The organism is Actinoplanes sp. GCM10030250 (assembly GCF_042666575.1).
Taxonomy (GTDB): Bacteria; Actinomycetota; Actinomycetes; order Mycobacteriales; family Micromonosporaceae; genus Actinoplanes.
In genome coordinates, this window is sequence record NZ_JBHTDO010000024.1 from 1 (window position 1) to 22,437 (window position 22,437).

Here is a 22,437-nt window from a genome sequence, read left to right on the forward strand (position 1 = left end):
ATCACCGAAGGCCGCCTTGCTGTCCAATCACGACAGCAAGAAACGGCAGCCCAGCCACCTGAAGGTTAAAAATCAAGATAGTGCGCTGGCGTCATCTTCGCGCGACTGCAATTCATTTGCCCGCCGCCGTCCAGGCGATCCGCGACGAAGGCGCCACGGTCCTCACCCGCCCCCTGCCAGGCCTCTATGTCTCAATCACCCAGCACGGCCACGCCGCCGAACTCGTCGACCGCCGGTGTCGTCTCGTCGAGCGCGCCCGGCCGCCACTGCGAGCAGGACACTACGCCGGGCTCGAGTACCGTCCAGCCGGCGAAGAAACGAGCGATCTCGTCCGGTGACCGCAGCGTGATCTTGGGCTTGCCGAACTGGTTCCAATGGCGTACACCCTCATCGCTGGCCTCGCCGTAGACCGCGTTCGTGGCGTGGTTGATCACCAGGTAGCTGCCCGGCGCGAGGGCGCTCTTCAGTCGCTCGACGATCACGTACGCCTTGCTGGTGTCGGCGACATGATGCAGCACGCCCATCAGCATCAGCGCGACCGGCTGACTGAGATCCAGCGTGCGGGCCGCCTCGCGCAGAATCCTCTCCGGCTCCTCCAGATCGGCCTGGACATAGTCGGTGACCCCCTCCGGGGCGCTGGTCAGCAGCGCGCGAGCGTGCACCAGAACCAGCGGATCGTTGTCGACGTAGCAGATCCGCGATGACGGGGCCACCCGCTGGGCGACCTCGTGCGTGTTGTCGGCGGTGGGCAGGCCGGTTCCGATATCGAGGAACTGCCGAAGGCCCCGCTCTCCCGCGAGGTGGCTGACGGCCCGGCCGAGGAACGCCCGGTCGGCACGGGCCTGCTCGACGATGCTCGGAAGCATCTGCAGAACCTGCTCACCGACCTGCCGGTCCACGGCGAAGTTGTCCTTGCCGCCGAGCCAGTAGTTCCAGACCCGCGCCGAATGCGGCGCGGTGGTGTCCAGCTCGGCGAGAAGTTCTTCCCGAGACCGCGGATGCTGCGTCATGGCGCGACCCTAGTCCATTTAGGACCCGTTTCGCTGCGCGGAAGCGGGTTTGGCTCGACTTCGATGGCGCGTGCCGACGCTGTCATCGTCGCTGCTGTGCCCCCGCACGGATGTTGCTGTCCGACCTTCACCGCGAGCCGCGCTCATCCTCGGACAGCAGATGTCGCGAGCCCGGCAACTCCTACGCTGCTGGCAGAACGGGGCGCGATCGGGTGTCGGCGACGGCGACGGCTCACTACCGTCGGCGCATGGGAGACGTGACGTACCAACCTCGGCCTCTGTTGCGCACCCTGCTCGGCGAGGTGCTGCGGCGCCGCCGGCTGGAGCAGGAGCGGACCCTCGCCGAGGTCGCCCGGGACGCGTGCGTCTCGGTGCAGTACCTCTCTGAGGTGGAGCGCGGCCGCAAGGAGGCGAGTTCGGAAATCGTGGCCGCTGTCTGCGACTCGCTGGGAATCGGGCTGGCCGACCTGCTGGCCGAGGTGGGGCGCGACCTCACGGCGCATCGCGCCCCGGTCCTTCGGCTGGAGACGGCTCGGTTGCGCCGCGCGGCACAGGCGCCGCGCGGCTCCCGGTCCGGAGATGTCGTTCTGCTGGCCGCCTGATCAGGCGGCGTTCAGCCGGTAGGCGCCCGGCTGGCGCCGGGTGATGACCCGGTCGGCGAGGCCGTAGGCGACGGCGTCGGGGGCCGCCAGGGTCATCCGGCGGTCGGTGTCCTCCCGGATCTTGGCGATCGAATGACCGGTGTGCTCGGCCAGGATCTGGTCCATCTCGGCCCGGACCTTGGCCACCTCCTTGGCCTCCACGGCCAGGTCCGGCAGCGTGCCGCGGGCATTGCCGGACGGCTGGTGGAGGGTGACTTTCGCGTGCCGCAGCACCGACCGTTTGCCCGGGGTGCCGGCCGCCAGCAGTGCCGCGGACGCCGACGCGGCCTGGCCGACGCAGGTGGTGGCGATGTCGCACCGGATGAAGTGCATGGTGTCGTAGATCGCGGTCAGTGCGCTGAAGGATCCGCCCGGGGAGTTGATGTACAGGCCGATCTCCTGTTCCCCGGTGGATTCCAGGTGGATCAGCTGGGCGATCACCACGTTGGCGACCCCGTCGTCGATCTCGGTGCCGAGGAAGATGATCCGGTCCGCGAGCAGCCGGGAGTAGATGTCGAAGGCGCGTTCGCCGCTCGGTGTCTTCTCCACGACGGTCGGGATGGTGTAGTGGCTCATGCGCCCAGTCCCATCGGCTGGCGGGCTGTCGCGGGGCGTACGTCGTCGACGCTGTCGAGGACCCGGTCGATGAGGCCGTACTCGAGTGCCTCGTCGGCGGTGAACCAGCGATCACGCCGGCTGTCGCGTTCGACTGTGTCGATCGGCTGCCCGGTGTGCTCGGCGGTCAGGCGCAGCAGCGTCTGGCCGAGCCGCTCCAGCTGGTTGGCGTAGATCTCCACGTCCGCCGCGGTGCCGCCGAACCCGGCCGAGCCCTGGTGCATCAGGACCTGGGCGTGCGGCAGCGCGTACCGCTTGCCGGGGGTGCCGGCGGTGAGCAGGAACTGCCCCATGCTCCCGGCGAGCCCGAGGGCCAGCGTGCTGACGTCGTTGGGGATCAGCCGCATGGTGTCGTAGATCGCCAGCCCGGCGGTGACCGAACCGCCCGGTGAGTTGATGTACAGGTTGATGGTGCTCAGCGGGTCCTCCGCGGACAACAGCAGCAGCTGCCCGCAGATCCGGTTGGCGATCGGGTCGTCGACCTCGGTCCCGAGCACGATGATGCGCTGGTGCAGCAGCTGCACGGACAACTGGTCGTCGACGGACCCAGCTCCGCCCGGCGTCGCGGCAGTCAATGGATGCATGGTTTCTCCTCCGGCTCGGCCCTACGTGCCGTCTCCACCTTCGAGGCGATGGCGCTCGCCGGACAAGCTGATCTGCGGTCAGCAGATGAGATGACATGCATCGGCCGCTCACGGCCGCTGGGTTGAACCTGATCAGACGGTCGGTACGGACCGTGCCGCCTTCATCCGGCCGGCGTGAACGATGATGTCGGTACAGGCTTGCAGGTCCAGGGTGCCGGTGTTCAGCACGAGGTCGTACCTGCTGGGGTCGCGCGGGTCCCAGCCGTACAGCCGGATCGACATGTCCGCCCGTAGCTCGTCCTCGCGGCGCTGGCGCCTGGCGGCCCGCTCCGGGCTGATCCCGCTGACGCGGGCCGCCCTTTCGACCCGCTGCTGCAGCGGCGCGACGAGCAGCACATGAAGTGCTCCCGGCCAGGCGGCCAGAATGAACGCCCCGTTACGGCCGGTGATCACCGCGCCGGCGCGGGCGGTGCCGGTGACCCAGCGGGTGTTTTCCAGCACGAGTTCATGGTCGTCTCGCTGCGCCATCGCCACAGCGGGCCCTTCCAGGGCCGCGTACGACCCGCCCATCGCGGTGAAGACGCGCGACAGCAGGCTGTCGTGCTGCTCCGAGGACTGGTCCAGCTGATCGGACGAGAACGCCTGGGCGTGGAACTCCACCCCGAGCGCCCCGGCGACGAGCGGACCGACCTCCTCCGCGCCGGAGCCGTAGGACTCGAAGATGGTCACGACAGGCCGGATCGCCTGGTCCGGCTGAGGCGTTGACGTCGGCACGGGACCTCCCACCCTGAACGGCACATGGTCCCTGACCATCGTGCGCCGCACCGGAGCCGACAGCAAGCACGGAGCTGCCGACCGGCGTCAGGCAAGGGATGGCAATCCGTTGACCTCGATATCTGCGGGCGCGCCCAATGGAGAGAACAGATTGAACGAAGCAGACCATGGAGGGCCACCGTGCTACGACCTCAGGACAGCGCCACGCGTGAGCGCAAGCGCCTCGACGGGATCTGGAGCTTCGCGCTCGATCCGGCAGGTGAGGGCCGTGACCGGCGGTGGTTCGCCGGCCCGCTCGCCGACGCCCGCGACATGGCGGTACCAGCCAGCTTCAACGACATCGCGGCAGACCCGCGGGTGCGCGACTTCTTCGGTGACGTCTGGTACCAGACCGAGGTACGGGTGCCCCACGGCTGGGACGGCCGCCGGATCGTGCTGCATTTCGAGTCGGCCACCCACCGGGCCACCGTCTGGGCCGGCGACGTCGAGGTCGTATCGCACGAGGGCGGCTACACGCCGTTCGAGGCGGACATCACCGCCCACGTGCACGCCGGCGATCTGGTGCGCGTCACGCTCGTGGTCAACAACACGCTCAGTTTCCAGTCGATCCCGCCGGGCGTCATCGAGGAGACCGCGGCCGGTCCGCGGCAGCGCTACTGGCACGACTTCTTCAACTACGCCGGGATCCACCGGTCGGTGTGGCTCTGTCAGACTCCCCGGGTCCACCTGACCGACGTGACAGTGGTGACCGACCTGGACGGGGCGGACGGCATCGTCGAGTACGCGGTCGTGGCCGGCGGCACTGCCGGCACCCGTGTGGTGCTCCGCGACCAGGAAGGCCGGCAGGTCGCCGAGGGCAACGGTGCGAACGGCACCCTCACGGTGCCGAACGTGCACCGATGGGGCCCCGGCGACGGCTACCTCTACGACCTGGAGGTGCAGCTCACCGGCGAGGACGGAACCGTCCTGGACAGCTACCACCAGAGTGTCGGCATCCGCACCGTCAAGGTCAGCGGCAACCGGTTCCTGATCAACGGGGAGCCGTTCTACTTCACCGGCTTCGGCAAGCACGAGGATCTGGCGGTGATCGGCAAGGGGCACAACGACGCGTTCATGGTGCACGACTTCGCGCTGCTCAAGTGGATCGGCGCGAACTCGTTCCGCACCTCGCACTACCCCTACTCCGAGGAGGTCCTCGACTACGCGGACCGCCACGGCATCGTGATCATCGACGAGACGGCGGCGGTCGGGCTCAACATGGGCCTGGGCGGCGGCATCTTCGGCTCCCAGGGCTACACCACCTTCAGCCCGGACACCGTCAACGACGCCACCCGCGAGGTCCACGCCCAGGCCATCCGGGAACTGGTCGCCCGGGACAAGAACCACCCGAGCGTCGTGCTGTGGTCGATCGCCAACGAGCCCGAGAGTGACACCGAGGGTGCGGAGGACTACTTCCGGCCGCTGTTCGATCTCACCCGGGAACTGGATCCCAGCCGTCCGGTGGGGTTTGTGAACGTCATGCTCGCCCCGTACGGCAAGTGCCGGGTGTCGCAGTTCGCCGACGTGCTGATGCTCAACCGCTACTACGGCTGGTACGTCAACACCGGCGACCTGCCCGCCGCCGAGCAGGCCTGGGAGGAGGAACTGCGGGGCTGGGCCGGCGAGAACAAGCCGATCATCATCACCGAGTACGGCGCCGACACCTACCCCGGCCTGCACTCGATCGCCGGCGAACCGTGGACCGAGGAATACCAGGTCGCGTACCTCGACATGAACCACCGGGTTTTCGACCGCATCGACGCCGTCATCGGTGAACAGGTCTGGAACTTCGCGGACTTCGCCACCACCTCCGGCATCATGCGCGTCGGCGGCAACAAGAAGGGCGTCTTCACCCGCGACCGGCAGCCCAAGGCCGCCGCACACGCACTGCGGCGCCGCTGGCGCAAGGGCGACTGACGCCATGACGACCTCCACCGTCGCGCCGGCCGTCACCGGCCGCAAGCTCGGCGCACTTCAACTGCTCGGGTACGCCGCCGGTGACGCGGCGAACAACCTCGCGTTCTCGATGACGTCGTTCTTCCTGCTGATCTACTACACCGACGTGGTCGGGATCAGCGCGGCGACAGCGGGGACCCTGTTCCTGCTGATCCGGGTATGGGACGGCTTCGCCGACATCTTCGCCGGCCGGCTCGTCGACCGGACGATGACCCGGTGGGGCAAGTTCCGCCCGTTCTTCCTCTTCGGTGGCCTGCCGGTGCTGCTGCTCAGCGTGGCCACGTTCACCCTGCCGGGGCTGGTCGACGGCAGCGGCACCAAGCTGCTGGTCGCGTACCTGACCTACGGGCTGCTCGGGCTGGCGTACAGCCTGGTCAACATCCCGTACGGCTCGCTGGCCGCGGCGATGACGCAACTGCCCGGCGAGCGCGCGAAGCTGGCGAGTTTCCGGATGATCGGCACGGCGGTCACGACCATCATGCTGGCCTTCGTCGTCGCTCCCCAGATCCAGCAGTACAAGGGCGATCCGGACGGCTTCCAGCGCTCTCTTCTGATCACCACCGTGGTCTTCGCGATCGTCGGTTTCGGTCTGTACCTGTTCCTGTTCTTCACCGCCCGTGAGTCGGTTCAGCGCGACGTCGCGCATGTCAGCGCCCGGCAGAGCTTCACCACCCTCAAGGGCAACAAACCGCTGATCATGCTGTGCCTGTCGTCGCTGGCGTTCCTGACGGCGCTGTTCTCGCTGCAGACGGTGCAGGTTTATTACGCCCGTGACGTGCTGGGCAACGCCAACCTGCTCACCGCGCTGACCGTGCTGAGCGTGGGCGCGATCTTCGTGGTGGCACCGCTGGTGCCGCGGCTGGTCAGGGCCATCGGCAAGAAAAAAGCATTCCTGGCCTTCGGTACGGTCGGTCTGGTGGCCGGCATCGGCATCTCGCTGTCACCGCCGTCAGCGCCGTGGGTGTCGATGACGTTCTTCGGAATCATGGGCATCTCCACGGCCGGGGTCAACACGCTGATGTGGGCGCTGGAAGCGGACACCGTCGAGTACGGCGAGTGGAAGACCGGCGTCCGCACGGAGGGCATCACGTACGCCCTGTTCTCCTTCACCCGCAAGCTGGGCCAGGCGGTCGGCGGTGCGGTCGCCGCGTACGCGATCGGGTTCGGTGGTTATGTCGGTGGCGCCGCCATCCAGGACCAGAGCGCGCTCGACGCCATCCGGTACGCCTCCGGCTTCATCCCGGTTCTGTTCATCGCGGTCGGGATGCTGATCTTCTTCCGGTACCCGCTGAACGAGCAGACGTTCGCCACGATGGTGGCCGAGACGCAGGCACGGCGCCTGCCGCGCTGACCGTCCTGTGCCGGCGATGTGATGTGGCCCGCCGCGAGGCGGGCCTGATCACGTGCCGAGGGTGGACAGTTTGAATACCTTGCGGGGCTGTTCGGTGACCAGGCCGGTCAGGGTTTCGGCGGCCTCGTCCTCGTCGAGGCGGTGCTCGGCGACGAGCCGGGCGAGGAATCCGGCGTCCAGGCGGCGCGACATGTCGTGCCGGGCCGGGATCGAGCAGAACGCCCGGGTGTCGTCGATGAAGCCGGACAGCCGGCTGAAACCGGCGATCTCGGTCACCGCACCGTGGAATTCGCGAATGGCCGCCGGATTGTCCAGGAACCACCACGGAACTCCGGCGTACACCGTCGGGTAGAAGCCGGCCAGCGGGCCGATCTCACGGCTGAACACGTCGGCGTCCACGGTGAACAGCACGAGGTGCAGGTTCGGATGGGTCCCGTAGCGTTGCAGCAGCGGCTGCAGGGCGCGGGTGAACTCGACCGCGACGGGAATGTCATGGCCGGTGTCCGCGCCGTACCGGGCCAGCGTCGGCGGGTGGTGGTTGCGGTGAATGCCGGGGTGCAGCGTCATGACCAGGCCGTCCTCGCATGACATGCGCGCCATCTCGAGGGTCATGTTGCGCCGGAACGCCGTGGCCTCCGCCACGCTGACCTGCCCGGCCAGGGCCTGGGTGTAGATACGAGCGGCCACGGCCGGGTCCAGGGGTGCCGCCACCGCGTCGGCATGGCCGTGGTCGGCGGAGACAGCGCCGTGCGCGACGAAATGCCGGCGGCGGCGCTCGAGCGCTTCGAGGTAGCCCGCGTAGGAGCCGACATCGGTGTCGGCGACGGCGCCCAGACGCTTGACGGCGTCCGTCCATCCCGGCGCGGCCGGCTCCAGATAGCGGTCCGGGCGAAACGTCGGCGCCACCCGGGTCCCGATCGTGGGATCGGCGGCGAGAGCGGCATGGACGGCCAGGTCGTCGGCCGGGTCGTCGGTGGTGGCCAGGAAGTCGATGCTGAATCTGCGCAGCAACGCCCGGGGCCGGTAATCGGCGTCCTGCAGGACCGCGGCGATCTGATCGTAGAGAGCGTCGGCGTTCGCCGCGTTCGGTCGTTGCGTCACCGCGAAGATCTCGGCCAGTTCCGCCTCGAGCCAGAACCGCACCGGGGTGCCGGCCAGCACGTGCCAGTGGCTGCACAGGTGCCGCCAGGCGCTGCGGGCCCGGGTCTCCGGTAGCGGCCCCTCGCCGACGCCCAGGTCCCGCAGGGACACGCCTGCGGCGTGCAGCAGCCGAGTGATGTAGTGGTCGGGCTGCAGCAGCAGGCTCGCCGGGTCGGCGAACGGTTCGTCGGCGAGCAGCATCTTCGGGTCGACGTGCCCGTGTGGCGACACGATCGGCAGGTCGTGGACGGCGGCGTAGAGGCGCCGTGCGATCGGCCGCACGGCCGGGTCGGGCGGCAGCAGCCGGTCGGGGTGCAAAACCAGGGGTGCGTTCACAGACACCATGGCTCCAGCGTCGTCCTGGACACCGGCCGCGGCAATCGCTTGCCAGGTCTTGCCTGTGATCCTTGCACCTCGCCCCCGTTCAGGCGGAGGGTGCAGGTATGACCGAGATGTTGCACGGTGCGGACCGCATCGGCGGCCCTGACGGGGTCCTCGACGCCGCTCGGGTCCGCGAGTTCGTCGTCCGATCGCTGGCCGGGGAGGATCTCGACGGCCGCAGTGTCTGCGTCATCGTTCCCGACGCCACCCGCACCTGCCCGTTGCCGCTGCTGCTCAGCGCGGTCCAGGACGCGCTCCACGGCCGGGCCACCAGGGTGACGGTGCTGGTCGCGCTCGGTACGCACGCCGAGATGAGCCAGGCGCATCTGGACGTCCACCTGGGCGGCCCCTATCCGGGCTTCACGGTGCTCAACCACGTCTGGTGGAAGCCGGAGACGTTCGTGAGCCTGGGCGAGATCGATGCGGACCGCGTCGCTGAACTGTCCGAGGGCCGCCTGAAGCAACCTGTGCGGGTAGCGCTGAACCGGGCCGTGGTCGAGCACGACGTGTGCCTGGTGATCGGCCCGGTCTTCCCGCACGAGGTGGTCGGCTTCTCCGGCGGCAACAAGTACTTCTTCCCGGGTGTCGGCGGTCAGGAGATCATCGACTTCTCGCACTGGCTGGGCGCGCTGATCACCAGCGCCGACATCATCGGCACCCGGGGGATCACGCCGGTCCGGGCCCTCATCGACCAGGCCGCGTCGATGATCCCCAGCCGCCGCCTCGCGCTGTGCCTGGTCGTCAGATCGGGTACCGGCGACCTGCACGCCGCATCGTTCGGATCCCCTGAGGCGGCGTGGGCCGCGTGTGCCGACGTGTCCGCGCAGACGCACGTGCGTTACCTGGACGCCCCCGTTCGCCGGGTCGTGTCGGTCGTACCGGTCAAGTACGACGACATGTGGACCGGTGCCAAGGGCTTCTACAAGGTCGAGCCCGTGGTCGCCGACGGCGGCCAGGTCATCGTGTATGCCCCGCACATCACCCGGATCGCCGCCATGCACCCGGAGATCGAGGAGATCGGCTATCACTGCCGCGATTACTTCTTGAAGCAGTGGGACCGGTTCTCGCACCACCATTGGGGGGTTCTCGCCCACTCCACGCACCTGCGCGGTGCCGGCACGTACGACCCGGTCGAGGGTGAGCGCGGCCGGGTGACCGTCACCCTGGCGACCGGGATCCCGGAGGAGGTGGTGCGGGCGGCGAACCTGGACTACCTCGACCCGGCGTCGGTCGACCTGGATCTGCTGGCCGCCGACCCCGGCACGCTGGTGGTGGCCCAGGCCGGTGAGGTTCTGTACCGCCTGCGGTGAGCGGTCGACTGGCGTACCACGAGCTGGCAGGGCAGGGTCACCGGTGCCGGTGCCCGCGGTCGTGCTCCCCGCACGATGGCGAGCAGGTTCTTGACCGCTGTGTGGCCCATGGCGGCCAGCGGCGCGGCGACGGTGGTCAGCGGCGGTGTGACCAGCTCCGCGGCAAAGATGTTGTCGAAGCCGACGACGCTGACGTCACGCGGAACGCAGGCACCCCTCGACGTCAGCGCCCGGATCGCGCCGATGGCCATCAGGTCGTTGTAGGCGATCACCGCGGACGTCGGGTTCGTGGCGAACACCGCGGCCGCGCGGGCACCTCCCGCGACCGTCGGCGGGAACGGCCCGATCCGGCGCACCTGCAGTTCCAGCTCCATCGCCGCCTCACGCAGCGACCGCCACCGCATGCCGTCGGCCCAGGACGTCTCCGGCCCCGCCAGATAGGTGATGTGATCATGGCCCAGCTCGGTCAGGTGCTCCACCGCGCGGCGCACACCGCGCGGGTTGTCGGTGATGACGCAGGGCACGTCGCTGACAGCCCGGTTGAGGACGATGACGGGTCGCTGCTTGGCTGTCATCCGGATCGCCGAATCGGACATGCGGGTGGTGGCCAGGACGATCCCCTCGACCATCGCGGCGGCCCGTTCCAGCGCCGTCCGCTCGGCGGCGCCGGACTCCTGGGTATCGGCGAGCAGGATGGTGTATCCGGCTTCGGACGCGGCCGTCTGGGCGCCCCGGATGATGCCGTTGTAGAACGGATTGGTGACGTCCGAGACAGCCAGGGCGATCATCGAGGTCCGCTCGGACGGCAGCGCGCGGGCCAGCGTCGTGGTGCGGTACCCCAGCTCGGCGGCGACCCGGTGGATGCGTTCGCTGGTCTCGAAACTGACCCGCCCGGGCCGGGAGAAGGCACGGGACACCGTCGACGACGCGACTCCGGCAGCTTTCGCGACGTCGTCGATGGTGGGCCGCCGACGCTCGTTGACCTGCCCGGCTTCCACCACGCCGTACCTCCCGAGCCCGATCCGACCTCATCTGACGCTAGTGACCGGGACACGTGCGGGCAACCGCTCGCCGGCGGTACCGGCATCGCACCGAAGGGACAATCATGATTGACACGGCAGGCGTGACGAACCAGTTCACCGGGATCGGCCGGCTCGGCGTCGCCTTCTCCGGCGGGGTCGATTCCTCGGTGCTGCTGGCGCTGGCCACCCGTACGCTCGGACCCGGCCGGGTCGTGGCGATCCTCGGCGTCTCCCCCAGCCTGGCAGCCCTCGAAAGAACCGCGGCACACCAGGTCGCCCAGCATATCGGTGTCGCCGTCGTGGAGGTGGCCACTCGCGAGGAGGAGCGGGCCGCATACCGGGCCAACGGGCCGGATCGCTGTTTCCACTGCAAGGACGAGCTCTTCACCCGGATCAGCGACGAGGTCGTCTCGGCTCACCGGCTCGACGCGGTCGCGTACGGGGAGAACGCCGACGACGCCCGCCGCCCGGACCGGCCGGGTGCCCGTGCCGCCGTCGCGCACCGGGTGCTGCGGCCGCTGGCGGATGCCGGGCTCGGCAAGGCGGCGGTACGCGACATCGCCCGCGCCCTCGCGCTGCCGTGCGCGGAGAAACCGGCCGCGCCGTGCCTCGCGTCTCGCATCCCGCATTTCACCGATGTCACTCCGGAGAAGCTGCGGCAGATCGAGCTGGCCGAAGCGGGCCTGTTCCGGCTGGGCTTCACCGACCTGCGGGTTCGTCACCACGGTGACATCGCCCGCATCGAGTTGCCGCCGGAGGAGCTGGTGCGGGCCGTCACCGAACCCGTGCGGGGCGCCGTGCGTGACGCCGTGCTGGCGGCCGGGTTCCGGTTCGTCACCGTCGACCTGGCCGGGGTGCAGTCGGGCGCCTTCACCCTCCCACTGGTCGGGGTCGCCGGTGTCTGACGACCTGGCCGACTTCGCCGACCTCGACCTGGAGCGCACCGCACGGCGCGGCTACCCCGAGGCGGTGTACTGCGCGGGCAAGACACCCGAGCAGGTCGCCGCCATCGCCGCCGCGGTCCGGGCCCGGCCGGACATCGTCACGCTGTTCACCCGGGCCACCTCGGAACACGCCGCAGCGGTCCTGAGCGAACTGCCCGACGCCCGCCATGACGTCGGCGCGGCTCTGCTGGCGTGGCCACCCGAACCACCCGAACCGGCCGGCGGGCTGGTGGTCGTGGTGGCCGCCGGTACCTCTGACCTGCGCTTCGCTCGTGAGGCGCTGCTGACGGCACGCTACCTCGGCCGCCGTACCGAATTGATCGTCGATGTGGGGGTGGCCGGCTTGCACCGGGTGCTCGCCCGGCTCGACGTGCTGCGGCGCGCCCGCGTAGTAGTGGTCGCCGCGGGAATGGACGGCGCCCTGCCCAGCGTCGTGGCGGGCCTGGTGGCCGTGCCGGTGGTGGCGCTGCCGACGTCGGTGGGATACGGGGCGGCGTTCGGTGGCGTGGCCGCACTGCTGTCCATGCTGAACGCCTGTGCGCCGGGCGTTGCGGTCGTCAACATCGACAACGGTTACGGGGCCGGGCATCTCGCCGCGCAGATCGCCGCCCCGCCGGCGGAGGACCGCACATGAGCGAGCATGAACACGTCTGGATCGACGCGTCCGCGGGGGTCGCCGGCGACATGCTGCTCGGCGCCCTGATCGATGCGGGCGCCGACCTGCGGGCGGTTCAGCGCGCCGTGGACGCGGTCGTCCCGGACACCGTCCGCATCTCCTGCGCCGAGGTCACCCGGGCCGGACTGCATGCCGTTCACGTCAACGTGGAGCCGCTGGCCGCCGACGTTCCCGGGCGCACCTGGCTCACCATCCGGGAGCTGCTGGCCGGGGCGGAGCTCAGCGAGCGTGTCCGGGAGCGGGCCATCGCCGTCTTCGCCCGGCTCGCCGACGCCGAGGCACGCGTGCACGGGGTTCCTCCGGACGATGTGCACTTCCACGAGGTGGGCGCCTGGGACTCGATCGCCGATGTCGTCGGGGTCTGCGCCGCCCTGGAGGACCTGGGCGTCACCACGCTCAGCGCGGGTGAGGTCTCCGTCGGGTCCGGCCGGGTACGGACCGCGCACGGTGATCTACCGGTCCCGGTTCCGGCGGTGGCGCAGCTCGCCCTCGGCTGGCGGATACACGCCGGCGGAACCGGTGAGCTGGCCACGCCGACGGGAATGGCGTTGATCCGCGCGCTCGCCGCCCGCTGCGAGGACCTGCCGTCGATGCGGGTTTCGGCGGTCGGGGCCGGCGCCGGCAGCCGCGACACCCCTGGGCGGGCCAACGTGGTACGGGTGATCCTCGGTACCGGCGCACCCGCCGTGGGCGAGGATCAGCGAACCGAACCGGCCATCCTGCTCGAGGCGAACGTCGACGACCTCGACCCGCGCCTGTGGCCCGGCGTCCTTGCCGGCCTGCTGCGATGTGGTGCCGCCGACGCCTGGCTGGTGCCGATCGTGATGAAGAAGGGCCGCCCGGCGCACACCCTCAGCGTGCTGTGCCACCCCGGCCTGGCGGAGATCCTGCGGGAGCGCATCTTCCGTGACACCAGCACGCTCGGCGTCCGCGACACCGCGATGGGCAAGTTCGCGCTGGCCCGCGCGTTCGTCGACGTTCGCGTGGCCGGCGGCACGGTCGCGGTCAAGGTGGGCCACCACCGGGGCGTCATCGTCCAGGTCATGCCCGAGTTCGACGATGTCGCCGAGCTGGCCGGCGAGCTCGACCTCCCGCAACGACAGGTGCTCGCCGAGGCGGCGGTTGCCGCGGCCGCCGCCGGGTTGACCGTGGGTGCCCCGTTGCCCGCGACGGCTGCTTCGCCGCCCGGCCGGAGCCGAAGCTGACGTACTGTCGGCCGTTTCGGTGCGGCGCTGTGCGCCGGTCAGATGTTGGACGTGTCGGGCGGCAGGTCCGCGGGAGGCTGCGGCGATCCGCCGACTCCCGCGGTGTGCGGGCAGGACAGCCCGAGCGTGTACGCGGTCATCGACAGTGAGCCGTAGGCGTAGCCGTCGACGAGGACCTCGGTGTCGGCGGTGCCGGACGCCGAGGCCAGGCCGGCCAGATACAGAGCCGGGATGAAGTGGTCCGGCGTCGGCACGGCGTGCCGGTAGTCCTGGTGGGCGTCCAGCGCCGCGAACTCGCCCGGATCGGTCAGCATCCGGGTCTTGGCGTCCTCGTCGAACCGCTGGGCCCAGTCGTAGCCGTCGTCGGCCAGGCCCCAGTCCATGCCGCGCAGATTGTGAACGACGTTGCCACTGGCGACGATGAGCACACCGCGCTCGCGCAACGGGGCCAGCTGCGCACCGAGCTTGAGGTGGTAGTCCAAGGGCTTGTCCGCGTTGATGCTGAGCTGAACGACGGGGATCGAGGCGTCGGGAAACGCGTGCGTCAGCACCGACCAGGTGCCGTGGTCGATGCCCCAGCTGTCGACGTCGGCACCGACCCAGGTCGGGTGGACGACATCGCTGATCTCAGCTGCCAGCTCGGGTAGCCCAGGCGCCGGATACTGCACCTCGAACAGCGGCTGCGGGAACCCGTAGAAGTCGTGGATCGTGCGCGGCTTCGGCATCGCGGTGACCGCTGTGGCATTGATGTACCAGTGGGCGCTGACGACGAGGATGGCACGCGGGCGGGGCACGGCCGCGCCGAAGGCCTTCCACGCCGTGGTGTAGCGGTTGACGTCCAGGGCGTTCATCGGGTTGCCGTGTCCGAGGAAAGCCGCCGGCATCAGGGTTTCCGACGTGCCGGAGGGGGCTGCGCTCACGATGGTGACCTCTCCTCGCGGTGTAGGCGCCAGTCTAGTGGTGCTGGTGGTGCCATGGCCGGTTCGCCCGCAGCGCCTCCGTTGCCGGGGCCGGCAATGTCGGTGCCCCCGAATGGCTGGTGCCGGCTCTGCACGTTCGCTACCGGGCCGGTGGACGCTTCAGTGAGGACGGTGGTGACAGGAGCCGGCCGGCTGCGCGCTGCCACGAGCAAGGCAGCACCGATCAGGGCCGGGATCGCGTACAGTCCGCTGCTCAGCACGCCGGGCACCTGGCCCGGCTTTCCGGAAGAAGGGGCCCAGTGCCATCGTCGCCCCCGGCTCCGCGGTCAGCGTACGGTGAGCGTCGCCGTGTGCGGAGTGTCGTCGGCACAGGTGCCCACATGAACGGTGTACTGGCCAGGCTTGGTCTGGAAGCTGCGGGTGCAGTAATCCCAGACGGCGAACGGGTGGTTCGTCGCTGCCGGGTCGACGATGATCGTCACCTGCTGCGACTCCCCCGGTTGCACCAGTACTTTCTGGAATCCGACGAGCCGTTTGGGTGGTTGTCCCGGCACGGGCACCCCGAGGTAGACCTGTACCACCTCGGCGCCGGGTACCGCCCCGGTGTTGGTCACCGTCGCGGTCACGGCCATCGGCGCATGCCCCGCATCGGCCGCGTCCACCGTCACGCCGGAAACGTCGAACGTGGTGTACGACAGCCCGTACCCGAATCCGAACAGCGGCTGGATGCCCTGCGCCTGGAACCAGCGGTATCCGACTTCCAGGCCTTCGGAGTAACGGATCACCGGGTAGCCGTCACCCTCGTCGGTTCCCGGGTACCGCTCCGGCCGGCCCGCGTACAGGGTGTCGTCCTCGGATCTGGGATAGGACGTGGGCACCTTGCCGGACGGATTGACCACGCCGAAAAGCAGGTCGGCGACGACGTGCCCGTCCTCGGCGCCCTGGTTCCACACCTCCAGCACCGCGGGAGCCTTGTCGAGCCACGGCATCAGGACGGGGTTGCTGTCCTTGAGCACCACAACCGTGGCCGGGTTGACGCCCAGCAGTTCGCCGAGCATCCGGTTCTGGTCATGGAGCATGTTGGCGTCGGTCTGGTCGGCGCCCTCGGTGGCGACCAGACCGGCCATCAGCACCACCACACCGGCCTCCCGCGCCGCCGTCCTGGCCTCGTCGAGGTTGGAAAGGTCATCGGCCACGGTGACCTTGCTGACCGTGGCCGATGAGCCGAGGTCGCGGAGAACGTCGCGGATGCCGTCCAGTGGTGGCACCGTGTACAACGGCAGAACCTTGGACGAGCCTCCCCCGCCCAGGCAGGCCTGATCCACGAACGCGGACTGGCCGATGACGACGATGGAACCGGCGTCGAGGTTCAACGGCAGCAAACCACCGTCGTTCTTGAGCAGGACGGCGATCTGCGAGCCGATGCTCCGTGCGGTCGCGCCGTGAGCCTGAGCGTCGATCTCGCCGGGCTCGTAGGTACGCTCGAAATGCCCGAAACGGAACATCTGGGTGTAACGGCGTACCAGTGCACGGTTCACCGTCTCGATCTCCAGGCTGGTGTCCTGCAGGGCGGCCTTGACGTTGGTCTCGTTGAGCCACTTGGCGTCCGGCATCTCGTGATCCATGCCGGCGTTGAGGGCTGGGGCAGCCGAGCGGCACGACCAGAAGTCGGACTGGATATAACCTTCAAAACCCCATTCGGTACGCAGGACGTCGGTCAGCGTGTGCCGGTACTCGGTGGCGTAAACCCCGCGGATGCGGTTGTAGGCGCTCATGATCGCGGCAAGCCCGGCGTCCTTGACCAGCATCTCGAACGGCAGCAGGTAAAGCTCGCGCAGAACGTGCTCGTCCACCTCGACGCTGGCCCGGAATCGTTCGTACTCCTGATCGTTGACCACGTAGTGCTTGCCCATGGCGATCACGTCGTGCGCCTGGATGGCTTTGGTGACCGCGACTCCCATCACCCCGGTCAGGTAGGGATCCTCCGAGAAGTATTCGAAGTTGCGACCGGCGATCGTGGTGCGGTGCAGGCACACGCCGGGGCCTTCCAGAACGTGCTGGCCCAGCGTGGCTGTCTCGGAGCCGATGATGTCGCCGTAGGAGTGCGCGAGCGCGGGGTCGAACCCGGCGGCGAGGCCGATGGTCATCGGCAGTGAGGTTGCCGGCGGACTCGGCGTGCCGTCGCCCATGCCGACCCCGACCGGGCCGTTGGTGATCCGGAACCTGGGGATGCCGAGTTCCTCCATCGCGGGGACGTGCCGCTCGACCCGGATCTGGGCGGCGAGCTGGTCCATGTCCGTTCCCGCCTCCGCGGCCTGAGCGCTCATGGCGTAGATGTCGATGGTTTCCATGGCGCCGTGCAACTGGGCGATCTTCTGCTCCAGCGTCATGGCCCCGACCAGTTCCTCGGCACGTTCACGAGGAGGAAGGGACGTGTTGCGCCAGGCGGCTTTGTTCCCGGACAAGGTAGACCCCTTTATCCGAACGGCGTGGGCGATGCTGTAGACACAGGCTCCTCGTTCAGCATGCCAGCGTTTCGCCACGGGCTGTACCCGATGTGCCCACGCGGCTCCTATCGCTCACCGCGAATACTCCGGCACGAACATCGGGCAAGACATGGCAAGCGGTTGCTGCCCGCCTCCTCACTGGGCAAGGCTGGAAGACATGACGTCCGGTAGCGCACCTCACCCGGACCGGCACCTGAGGCCGAAAGGTGTTCAAGCCATGAGCGGTGAACCGCTGACCCGTACCGAGCCGGCGCCGCCGGTGCGCATCGTCCATCTCGGGCTCGGCAACTTCTTCCGCGCACACCAGGCCTGGTACACCGCCTCCGCGCCGGATGCCGCCGACTGGGGAATCGCCGCCTTCACCGGCCGCTCCAGCACCCTTGCCGACGCGCTGTCCGCTCAGGAAGGGCTCTACACGCTGGTCACCCGGGCGGCCGACGGGGACACCTGCACGGTCGTCGGCAGTCTCGCCGCCGCGCACCCCGGCACCGACCTGGACGCCTGGCGCGGCTACCTGGCCCGGTCGGACGTGCGCATCGTGACGATGACGGTCACCGAGGCCGCGTACCTCGACAGCGACCACCCGGACGTGCGCGCGGATCTCACCGCGTTGCGCGCCGACCCGCAGGCATCGGTGACCACAGTGCCGGCCCGCCTGGTCGCCGGCCTCGCCGCGCGGCGCGCAGCCGGCGCCGGCGCGCTCACCGTGGTCTCCTGTGACAACCTGCCGGACAACGGTACGGTCGCCGCCCGCGTCGTGACCGGATCCGCCGCCGAGCTCGACCCCGAGCTGGCCGAATGGATCCGTGACACCGTCTCGTTCGCCACCACCATGGTCGACCGGATCACCCCGGCCACCACCGAGGACGACGTGCGATCAGTCGCCGAACAGACCGGCCGCGCCGATGCCGCGCCGGTGGTCACCGAGCCCTACGCGGAGTGGGTGCTCAGCGGCGAGTTCCCCGGCGGGCGCCCGGCCTGGGACACCGCCGGCGCCCGGTTCGTCGCCGACATCACCCCGTACGAGCAGCGCAAGCTGTGGCTTCTCAACGGCGGGCACTCGCTGCTCGCCTACGCCGGCAGCGCCCGCGGCCACCAGACCGTCGCCGAGGCCGTCTCCGACGGGCAGTGCCGGCGCTGGCTGGAGCAGTGGTGGGACGAGGCAGCCGGGCATCTGCCGCTGCCTGCCGGCGAAATCGCGGCGTACCGGTCGGCGCTGATCGAACGGTGGGCGAACCCGCGCATCCAGCACCGGCTGGCACAGATCGCCGCCGACGGTTCGGCGAAGCTGCCGGTGCGGATCCTGCCGGTGCTGCGCGCCGAGCGTGCCGCCGGCCGGATGCCGGCCGGAGCCGTCCGGGTGATCGCGGCCTGGCTGGCCCATTTGCGCGGCGCCGGCGCGCCGGTACGCGACGCCGCCGCCGACTCCCTGCGCGAGGCGGCCACCGGCTCACCTGCCGAGGCCACCCGCCGTGTCCTGACAGTGCTCGACCCGCAGCTTGCAGCGGACGACGCCCTGCTGGCCGAACTCGTCGCGGCGCTGGACGGGCGGTGATGCTGCTCGCTGAGGTCAGCACTGGCGCCGACGGCGGCACGACCGCCCCGCGGCGCCTCATTGGCGGGGCTATGAATCGGAGCACGAGGGTCTAGAGTGGACGCGTGCTGGGAGTCGTCGCGGCCGCGCTTGGCGGTCCTGAGGTGTTGCAGGTTACCGAGCTGGCCGAGCCCGAGGCGGGGCCCGGGCAGGTGGTGGTCCGGATCCGCGCGGTCTGTGTGCACCCGGCTGACGTCGCCGCCACCACCGGAGAGATTCCTCGCGGGCCGGTTCAGCCGCCGTTCTCGCCCGGGTGGGACATCGCCGGCGAGGTGGCCTCGGTCGGCCCCGGCACGGCGGATTTCGGGGTGGGTGACCGGGTCGTCGGGATGATTCCGTGGTATTTGACCCGGGGTACACCCGGTGGCTATGCCGAATTCGTGGCCGCCGACGCGGACTGGCTGGTGCGGCTGCCGGACGAGCTTGACTTCGTGTCCGCATCCACGGTGCCGCTCAACGCCCAGACCGCACACCAGGGGCTGTCACTGGTGTCATTGGCCATGCTGCCGGCCGGCAGCAGCATTCTGGTCACCGGTGCCAGCGGCGGTGTCGGCGGCTTCGCCGCCCAGCTCGCCCTTCAGGGCGGCTACCGTGTCGTGGCCCAGGCAAGCCACGGCGATGAGAAATGGGTGCACGATCTCGGCGCTCACGAGGTGGTTCCCCGTTCCGTCGACCTGGCCGAGGTAGGGCCGGTGGGCGCGGTGTTCGACGCGATCCCCCTCGGCGAGGCGGCGGCCGCTGCCGTCGAGGACAGGGGAATCGTGGTCGCGACCCGGCCCACGCCGGCCATCGTTCCGGCACGTGGCGTGCGCCAGGAGCTGCAACTCATCCGGCTCGACCGCGAACTGCTGGCCGACTTGGTGGTGCAGGTTGCGGCCGGACAGCTGCGCACCCGCGTGGCGGACACGATGCCGTTGACCGAAGCGGCCGACGCACACCGGCGGGTGCTGGCCGGTGGCCTGCGCGGAAAGCTCGTGCTGACGGTGGGCTGACGCGGCGGCGGCCGTCAGCTCACGCCATCACCTGGAGGCGGAGGACTTCCGGTCCAGGTACGGATCGGCTTCGGCTCGGATCGTGAGACAGTTCGTGGGGATCGTGTCGACCATCGTGCCGGCGCCGTTCAGGCATCGGTAGCGGACCAGGGCCGCCCATTCGCAGGCGCTCTCGACCACTCCCGCACGACGAGCGCCATTGCGGTGCACCCATACCCGGTCGCCCGGCCGGCACGCCACTGCGGGTCCCGAGGCGGTCAGACCCGGCGCGGACACGGGGATGGCGGCCGGCTCGTACGTCTCGATGTGATCGCCGGTCTCGGTGGCCACGACCCAGGTGATGCCGGCCTTGTCGGTGGTGTTCGCGTGCCGCTTGGCGCTGAACATCGCCTGGTCCGCGCGGCGCAGCAGGTCGGGTAGGTCGGCGGAGCGGCCAGCCGGTACGACGCCGATCGAGGCGGTGACCGACAGCGTGTGGCCCTGCACATCCATCGGGGGCGCGATCGCAGCGCTCAGCGAGCCGGCCGCCTCATGCCACCACGCCTCCGGGACGTTGGCGCGCGGGGCGCGCGGCAGCGCGGCGAACTCATCACCGCCGAACCGGGCCACCAGATGGTCGCCGAGGCAGGCGGCCATGCGCCGGGCGACCATGCGGAGGACCTCGTCGCCGGCATCGTGCCCGTAGGTGTCGTTGATCGGCTTGAAACCGTTGAGGTCGAGGATCAGGACGGCCGACGAGTGATCGTCGCCGCGCAGCAGCCCCGGGGCGAGCGCGTGGAAAAGGCGGCGGTTGGCGAGCCCGGTGAGCTCGTCGTGGCCGGCCATCCATCGGAGCGAGGCTCGCTCCTGCTCCAGCTGCTGGACGTGCGCCGCGAGTTGATCGATGCGAGCTTGGAGGCGGGCGGTTTCGGGCTCGGTCCCCAGCTGAGCGTCATCGTGCGGTACACCGCCCGTGTCGGCGGCGGCAGGATCGAGGATCCGCATCGGCCGTCCTCTCAGAACTGCGGCGGACCAGCGTTAGCTGTCGAGTCGACGGCGAGGGATCACCAAGCGCCACAGTGGAATCATGACAGTCAGCCAGGACACGTGCAAGATTTCACGGGGACAACTGTCACGGTGACATAATGCGTCCGAAGTGGGTTTCGGCTACTCTAGGTACGTGCACTTTCGTGGTGAAAGAGCCGCCCATGGACGGAAGATCGTGATCCTGCACTTCGGGCGGACGTTGAGGGCCAAACCTGGCCACTCAATCGGTGGCAGGTCAATTACCCACAGTGAGCACTCCAGAAGGAGGGGCACTGATGAGTAGCGAAACCGGCTGGATCATCTCCAGCAGATCGACAGGCAACGGAGGCAGTTGCGTCGAGGCCCGCCGACAGGACGGCCTCATCGAGGTCCGCAACAGCAAGGCACGCGAGGCCGGCACCGTGGTGTTCACGATCGAGGAGTGGGACTCGTTCCTGTTCGGCGCCAAGCGCGGCGAGTTCGACCAGCTCCTGACCGACTGATCACGCCGGCCCGCTCAGGGCGGGCAGCCGTCGCCCACACGCGTCACGCCGTTCTCAGTTCGCCCACCGGAACTCGCCGACCGGTACGGAATCCTTGCTGATGAGATCGAAGATCCGCCGGTATTCGTCAACCTCGACCTGCTCCTCCAGGTAGAGCGCACCGACGTGGGATTCTAGGTAGACCACGTCGGGATCGTCCGGGTCGTCGAACTCCAGGATCCGGAAAGCACCAGCCATCGCCGCGTGCGCCCCGACCGAGAACGGCAGGACCCGGATGTCGACCGTGTCCTCTCGGGACAGCCGCCGTAGATGCTCGATCTGCCCCTTCATCACCTGTTCGCCGCCGACCGGCCGGGCCAATGTTCCCTCGCCGAGCACCGTCACGAGGCGGACCGGTGGGGTGCGGGCGAAGAGCGTCTTCTGCCGCTGCATGCGGAGATTGATGTGGCGCTCGGCGAGCTCCGTGTCGACCGGCTGCTCGGCGCCGAAGACAGCTCGTGCGTACTCCGGGGTCTGCAACTCGCCGGGAACGACCTCGCCCTCGTACCCGAACAGACGGGATGCGGACGCCTCCAGCCCGACGTACAGCTTGAACCACTCGGGGATCACCGGGCTGGCGTCCCACCACTCCTGCTGTGACGTGCCCAGCGCGAGGTCGGCAAGCGCGTCAGTGATGCCCTGGTCCGCACCGTAGAGCCAGCAGAGCGCGCGCACGTTGGCCCCGGTGACCGGCACCTTTCCCGTCTCGATGCGGTGCAGCGTCGGCTCCGAGATGCCCAGCCGCGCTTCCACCACATCACGTCGGCTCATCCCGCACGCCGTGCGTAGCCGCGTCAAACGCCGCCCCAACGCCCGTCGCACGACGCGTTGGCCTGTGACCGGCACGCCTTACCTCCGCCTTGCCAACCCGTGTGGACGGTGACGCCGACTACCGTACCCGCAACGCCGCGTTGTCAACAGGCAACCCGTCGTTGCGAACCGAACGTATTAGGGGGACCCAGCCGGTGGTCGCGGTGATGCACGCCGGCCCGGGGTTGCGGGATCGTCACCGCCCGGGATGTGGGGGCCACTTGCCGTCCCTGCCACCCGCCGACCGGCGTTGAACCGGAACGCAGGTAACAAGCCGCAGGTTCAAACCGGCCTGGCTGAGGCCGGTGGCCGCCGCTGGGTTGATCGCTGTGGTCAGGCGTGCGCCCGGCGCCGGACCGCCGACACCACGGCGATGGCCACCATGGTGACGCCGGCAGCGAGCGAAGGCCCGGCCGATA

At 69.5% G+C, this 22,437-nt stretch carries 20 protein-coding genes; 10 read left to right on the forward strand and 10 right to left on the reverse strand.

Annotated elements, in window-relative coordinates; genetic code table 11:
* Positions 1 to 191: 191 nt before the first annotated feature.
* Complete coding sequence (locus ACFQV6_RS27225; RefSeq protein WP_378030438.1) at positions 192 to 1,010, reverse strand: SAM-dependent methyltransferase; 819 nt, start codon at positions 1,008 to 1,010, stop codon at positions 192 to 194.
* 248 nt (positions 1,011 to 1,258) lie between these two features.
* On the opposite strand from ACFQV6_RS27225, the gene ACFQV6_RS27230 reads away from it, so the two are divergent.
* Positions 1,259 to 1,612 (forward strand): helix-turn-helix domain-containing protein, encoded by a 354-nt coding sequence (locus ACFQV6_RS27230; RefSeq protein ID WP_378030439.1) that lies wholly within the window; start codon positions 1,259 to 1,261, stop codon positions 1,610 to 1,612.
* Here ACFQV6_RS27230 and ACFQV6_RS27235 read toward each other — a convergent pair whose 3' ends face one another.
* From ACFQV6_RS27235 to ACFQV6_RS27245, 3 genes are all read right to left on the reverse strand, one after another.
* A complete protein-coding gene (locus ACFQV6_RS27235; protein WP_378030440.1) occupies positions 1,613 to 2,227 on the reverse strand; it encodes a ClpP family protease in 615 nt (204 codons plus the stop codon). It abuts the gene before it with no gap.
* Entirely contained in the window at positions 2,224 to 2,850 is a 627-nt protein-coding gene (locus tag ACFQV6_RS27240; protein ID WP_378030441.1) for a ClpP family protease, read from the reverse strand. The genes ACFQV6_RS27235 and ACFQV6_RS27240 overlap by 4 nt, the downstream gene beginning before the upstream one ends.
* Before the next feature lie 132 nt (positions 2,851 to 2,982).
* Entirely contained in the window at positions 2,983 to 3,624 is a 642-nt protein-coding gene (locus ACFQV6_RS27245) for an AAA family ATPase (protein ID WP_378030442.1), read from the reverse strand.
* Between the two features lie 180 nt (positions 3,625 to 3,804).
* Between ACFQV6_RS27245 and uidA the strand changes: the two genes are divergently transcribed.
* Together uidA and ACFQV6_RS27255 are read left to right on the forward strand one after the other, a co-directional pair.
* The gene (gene uidA, locus ACFQV6_RS27250) at positions 3,805 to 5,580 is read left to right on the forward strand and encodes a beta-glucuronidase (RefSeq protein WP_378030443.1); all 1,776 of its coding nucleotides are present in this window, start codon (positions 3,805 to 3,807) and stop codon (positions 5,578 to 5,580) included.
* A gap of 4 nt (positions 5,581 to 5,584) precedes the next feature.
* Positions 5,585 to 6,970, forward strand: a complete 1,386-nt coding sequence (locus ACFQV6_RS27255) for a glycoside-pentoside-hexuronide (GPH):cation symporter (RefSeq protein ID WP_378030444.1) — start codon at positions 5,585 to 5,587, stop codon at positions 6,968 to 6,970.
* A 48-nt stretch (positions 6,971 to 7,018) separates the two neighbouring features.
* On the opposite strand, the gene uxaC is transcribed toward ACFQV6_RS27255, so the two are convergent.
* Complete coding sequence (gene uxaC / locus ACFQV6_RS27260) at positions 7,019 to 8,455, reverse strand: glucuronate isomerase (protein ID WP_378030445.1); 1,437 nt, start codon at positions 8,453 to 8,455, stop codon at positions 7,019 to 7,021.
* A gap of 98 nt (positions 8,456 to 8,553) precedes the next feature.
* Here uxaC and ACFQV6_RS27265 point away from each other — a divergent pair, with 98 nt between their 5' ends.
* Positions 8,554 to 9,801 carry a lactate racemase domain-containing protein gene (locus ACFQV6_RS27265; protein WP_378030446.1) on the forward strand — a complete coding sequence of 416 codons (1,248 nt, stop codon included), beginning with the start codon at positions 8,554 to 8,556 and terminating at the stop codon, positions 9,799 to 9,801.
* Here ACFQV6_RS27265 and ACFQV6_RS27270 read toward each other — a convergent pair.
* Complete coding sequence (locus tag ACFQV6_RS27270; protein ID WP_378030447.1) at positions 9,702 to 10,802, reverse strand: LacI family DNA-binding transcriptional regulator; 1,101 nt, start codon at positions 10,800 to 10,802, stop codon at positions 9,702 to 9,704. The two genes, ACFQV6_RS27265 and ACFQV6_RS27270, sit on opposite strands and share 100 nt — an antisense overlap.
* A 104-nt stretch (positions 10,803 to 10,906) precedes the next feature.
* Between ACFQV6_RS27270 and larE the strand changes: the two genes are divergently transcribed.
* Genes larE through larC form a run of 3 tightly spaced genes read left to right on the forward strand, consistent with a single transcriptional unit; the run spans position 10,907 to position 13,648 of the window.
* Positions 10,907 to 11,728, forward strand: coding sequence for an ATP-dependent sacrificial sulfur transferase LarE (gene larE, locus ACFQV6_RS27275; protein ID WP_378030448.1), 822 nt, complete (start codon positions 10,907 to 10,909; stop codon positions 11,726 to 11,728).
* Positions 11,721 to 12,401, forward strand: a complete 681-nt coding sequence (larB, locus tag ACFQV6_RS27280) for a nickel pincer cofactor biosynthesis protein LarB (protein ID WP_378030449.1) — start codon at positions 11,721 to 11,723, stop codon at positions 12,399 to 12,401. Before larE ends, larB begins: the two co-directional genes overlap by 8 nt.
* The gene (gene larC, locus ACFQV6_RS27285) at positions 12,398 to 13,648 is read left to right on the forward strand and encodes a nickel pincer cofactor biosynthesis protein LarC (protein WP_378030450.1); all 1,251 of its coding nucleotides are present in this window, start codon (positions 12,398 to 12,400) and stop codon (positions 13,646 to 13,648) included. The genes larB and larC overlap by 4 nt, the downstream gene beginning before the upstream one ends.
* Positions 13,649 to 13,686: 38 nt before the next feature.
* On the opposite strand, the gene ygiD is transcribed toward larC, so the two are convergent.
* Positions 13,687 to 14,568 carry a 4,5-DOPA dioxygenase extradiol gene (gene ygiD, locus ACFQV6_RS27290; protein ID WP_378030451.1) on the reverse strand — a complete coding sequence of 294 codons (882 nt, stop codon included), beginning with the start codon at positions 14,566 to 14,568 and terminating at the stop codon, positions 13,687 to 13,689.
* A gap of 326 nt (positions 14,569 to 14,894) precedes the next feature.
* Positions 14,895 to 17,033 (reverse strand): beta-glucosidase, encoded by a 2,139-nt coding sequence (locus ACFQV6_RS27295; protein ID WP_378030452.1) that lies wholly within the window; start codon positions 17,031 to 17,033, stop codon positions 14,895 to 14,897.
* A gap of 259 nt (positions 17,034 to 17,292) precedes the next feature.
* Between ACFQV6_RS27295 and ACFQV6_RS27300 the strand changes: the two genes are divergently transcribed.
* Both ACFQV6_RS27300 and ACFQV6_RS27305 read left to right on the forward strand, forming a co-directional pair.
* Positions 17,293 to 18,630 carry a mannitol dehydrogenase family protein gene (locus tag ACFQV6_RS27300; RefSeq protein ID WP_378030453.1) on the forward strand — a complete coding sequence of 446 codons (1,338 nt, stop codon included), beginning with the start codon at positions 17,293 to 17,295 and terminating at the stop codon, positions 18,628 to 18,630.
* A gap of 104 nt (positions 18,631 to 18,734) precedes the next feature.
* Complete coding sequence (locus ACFQV6_RS27305) at positions 18,735 to 19,661, forward strand: NADP-dependent oxidoreductase (RefSeq protein ID WP_378030454.1); 927 nt, start codon at positions 18,735 to 18,737, stop codon at positions 19,659 to 19,661.
* Between the two features lie 27 nt (positions 19,662 to 19,688).
* Here the strand turns inward: ACFQV6_RS27305 and ACFQV6_RS27310 are convergent, their stop codons facing one another.
* Positions 19,689 to 20,645: a diguanylate cyclase domain-containing protein gene (locus ACFQV6_RS27310; protein WP_378030455.1), complete on the reverse strand. Its 957-nt coding sequence runs from the start codon at positions 20,643 to 20,645 to the stop codon at positions 19,689 to 19,691.
* 317 nt (positions 20,646 to 20,962) lie between these two features.
* Between ACFQV6_RS27310 and ACFQV6_RS27315 the strand changes: the two genes are divergently transcribed.
* Positions 20,963 to 21,169: a DUF397 domain-containing protein gene (locus ACFQV6_RS27315; protein WP_378030456.1), complete on the forward strand. Its 207-nt coding sequence runs from the start codon at positions 20,963 to 20,965 to the stop codon at positions 21,167 to 21,169.
* Between the two features lie 54 nt (positions 21,170 to 21,223).
* On the opposite strand, the gene ACFQV6_RS27320 is transcribed toward ACFQV6_RS27315, so the two are convergent.
* Positions 21,224 to 22,054 (reverse strand): helix-turn-helix domain-containing protein, encoded by an 831-nt coding sequence (locus tag ACFQV6_RS27320; protein WP_378030457.1) that lies wholly within the window; start codon positions 22,052 to 22,054, stop codon positions 21,224 to 21,226.
* Between the last annotated feature and the right edge of the window lie 383 nt (positions 22,055 to 22,437).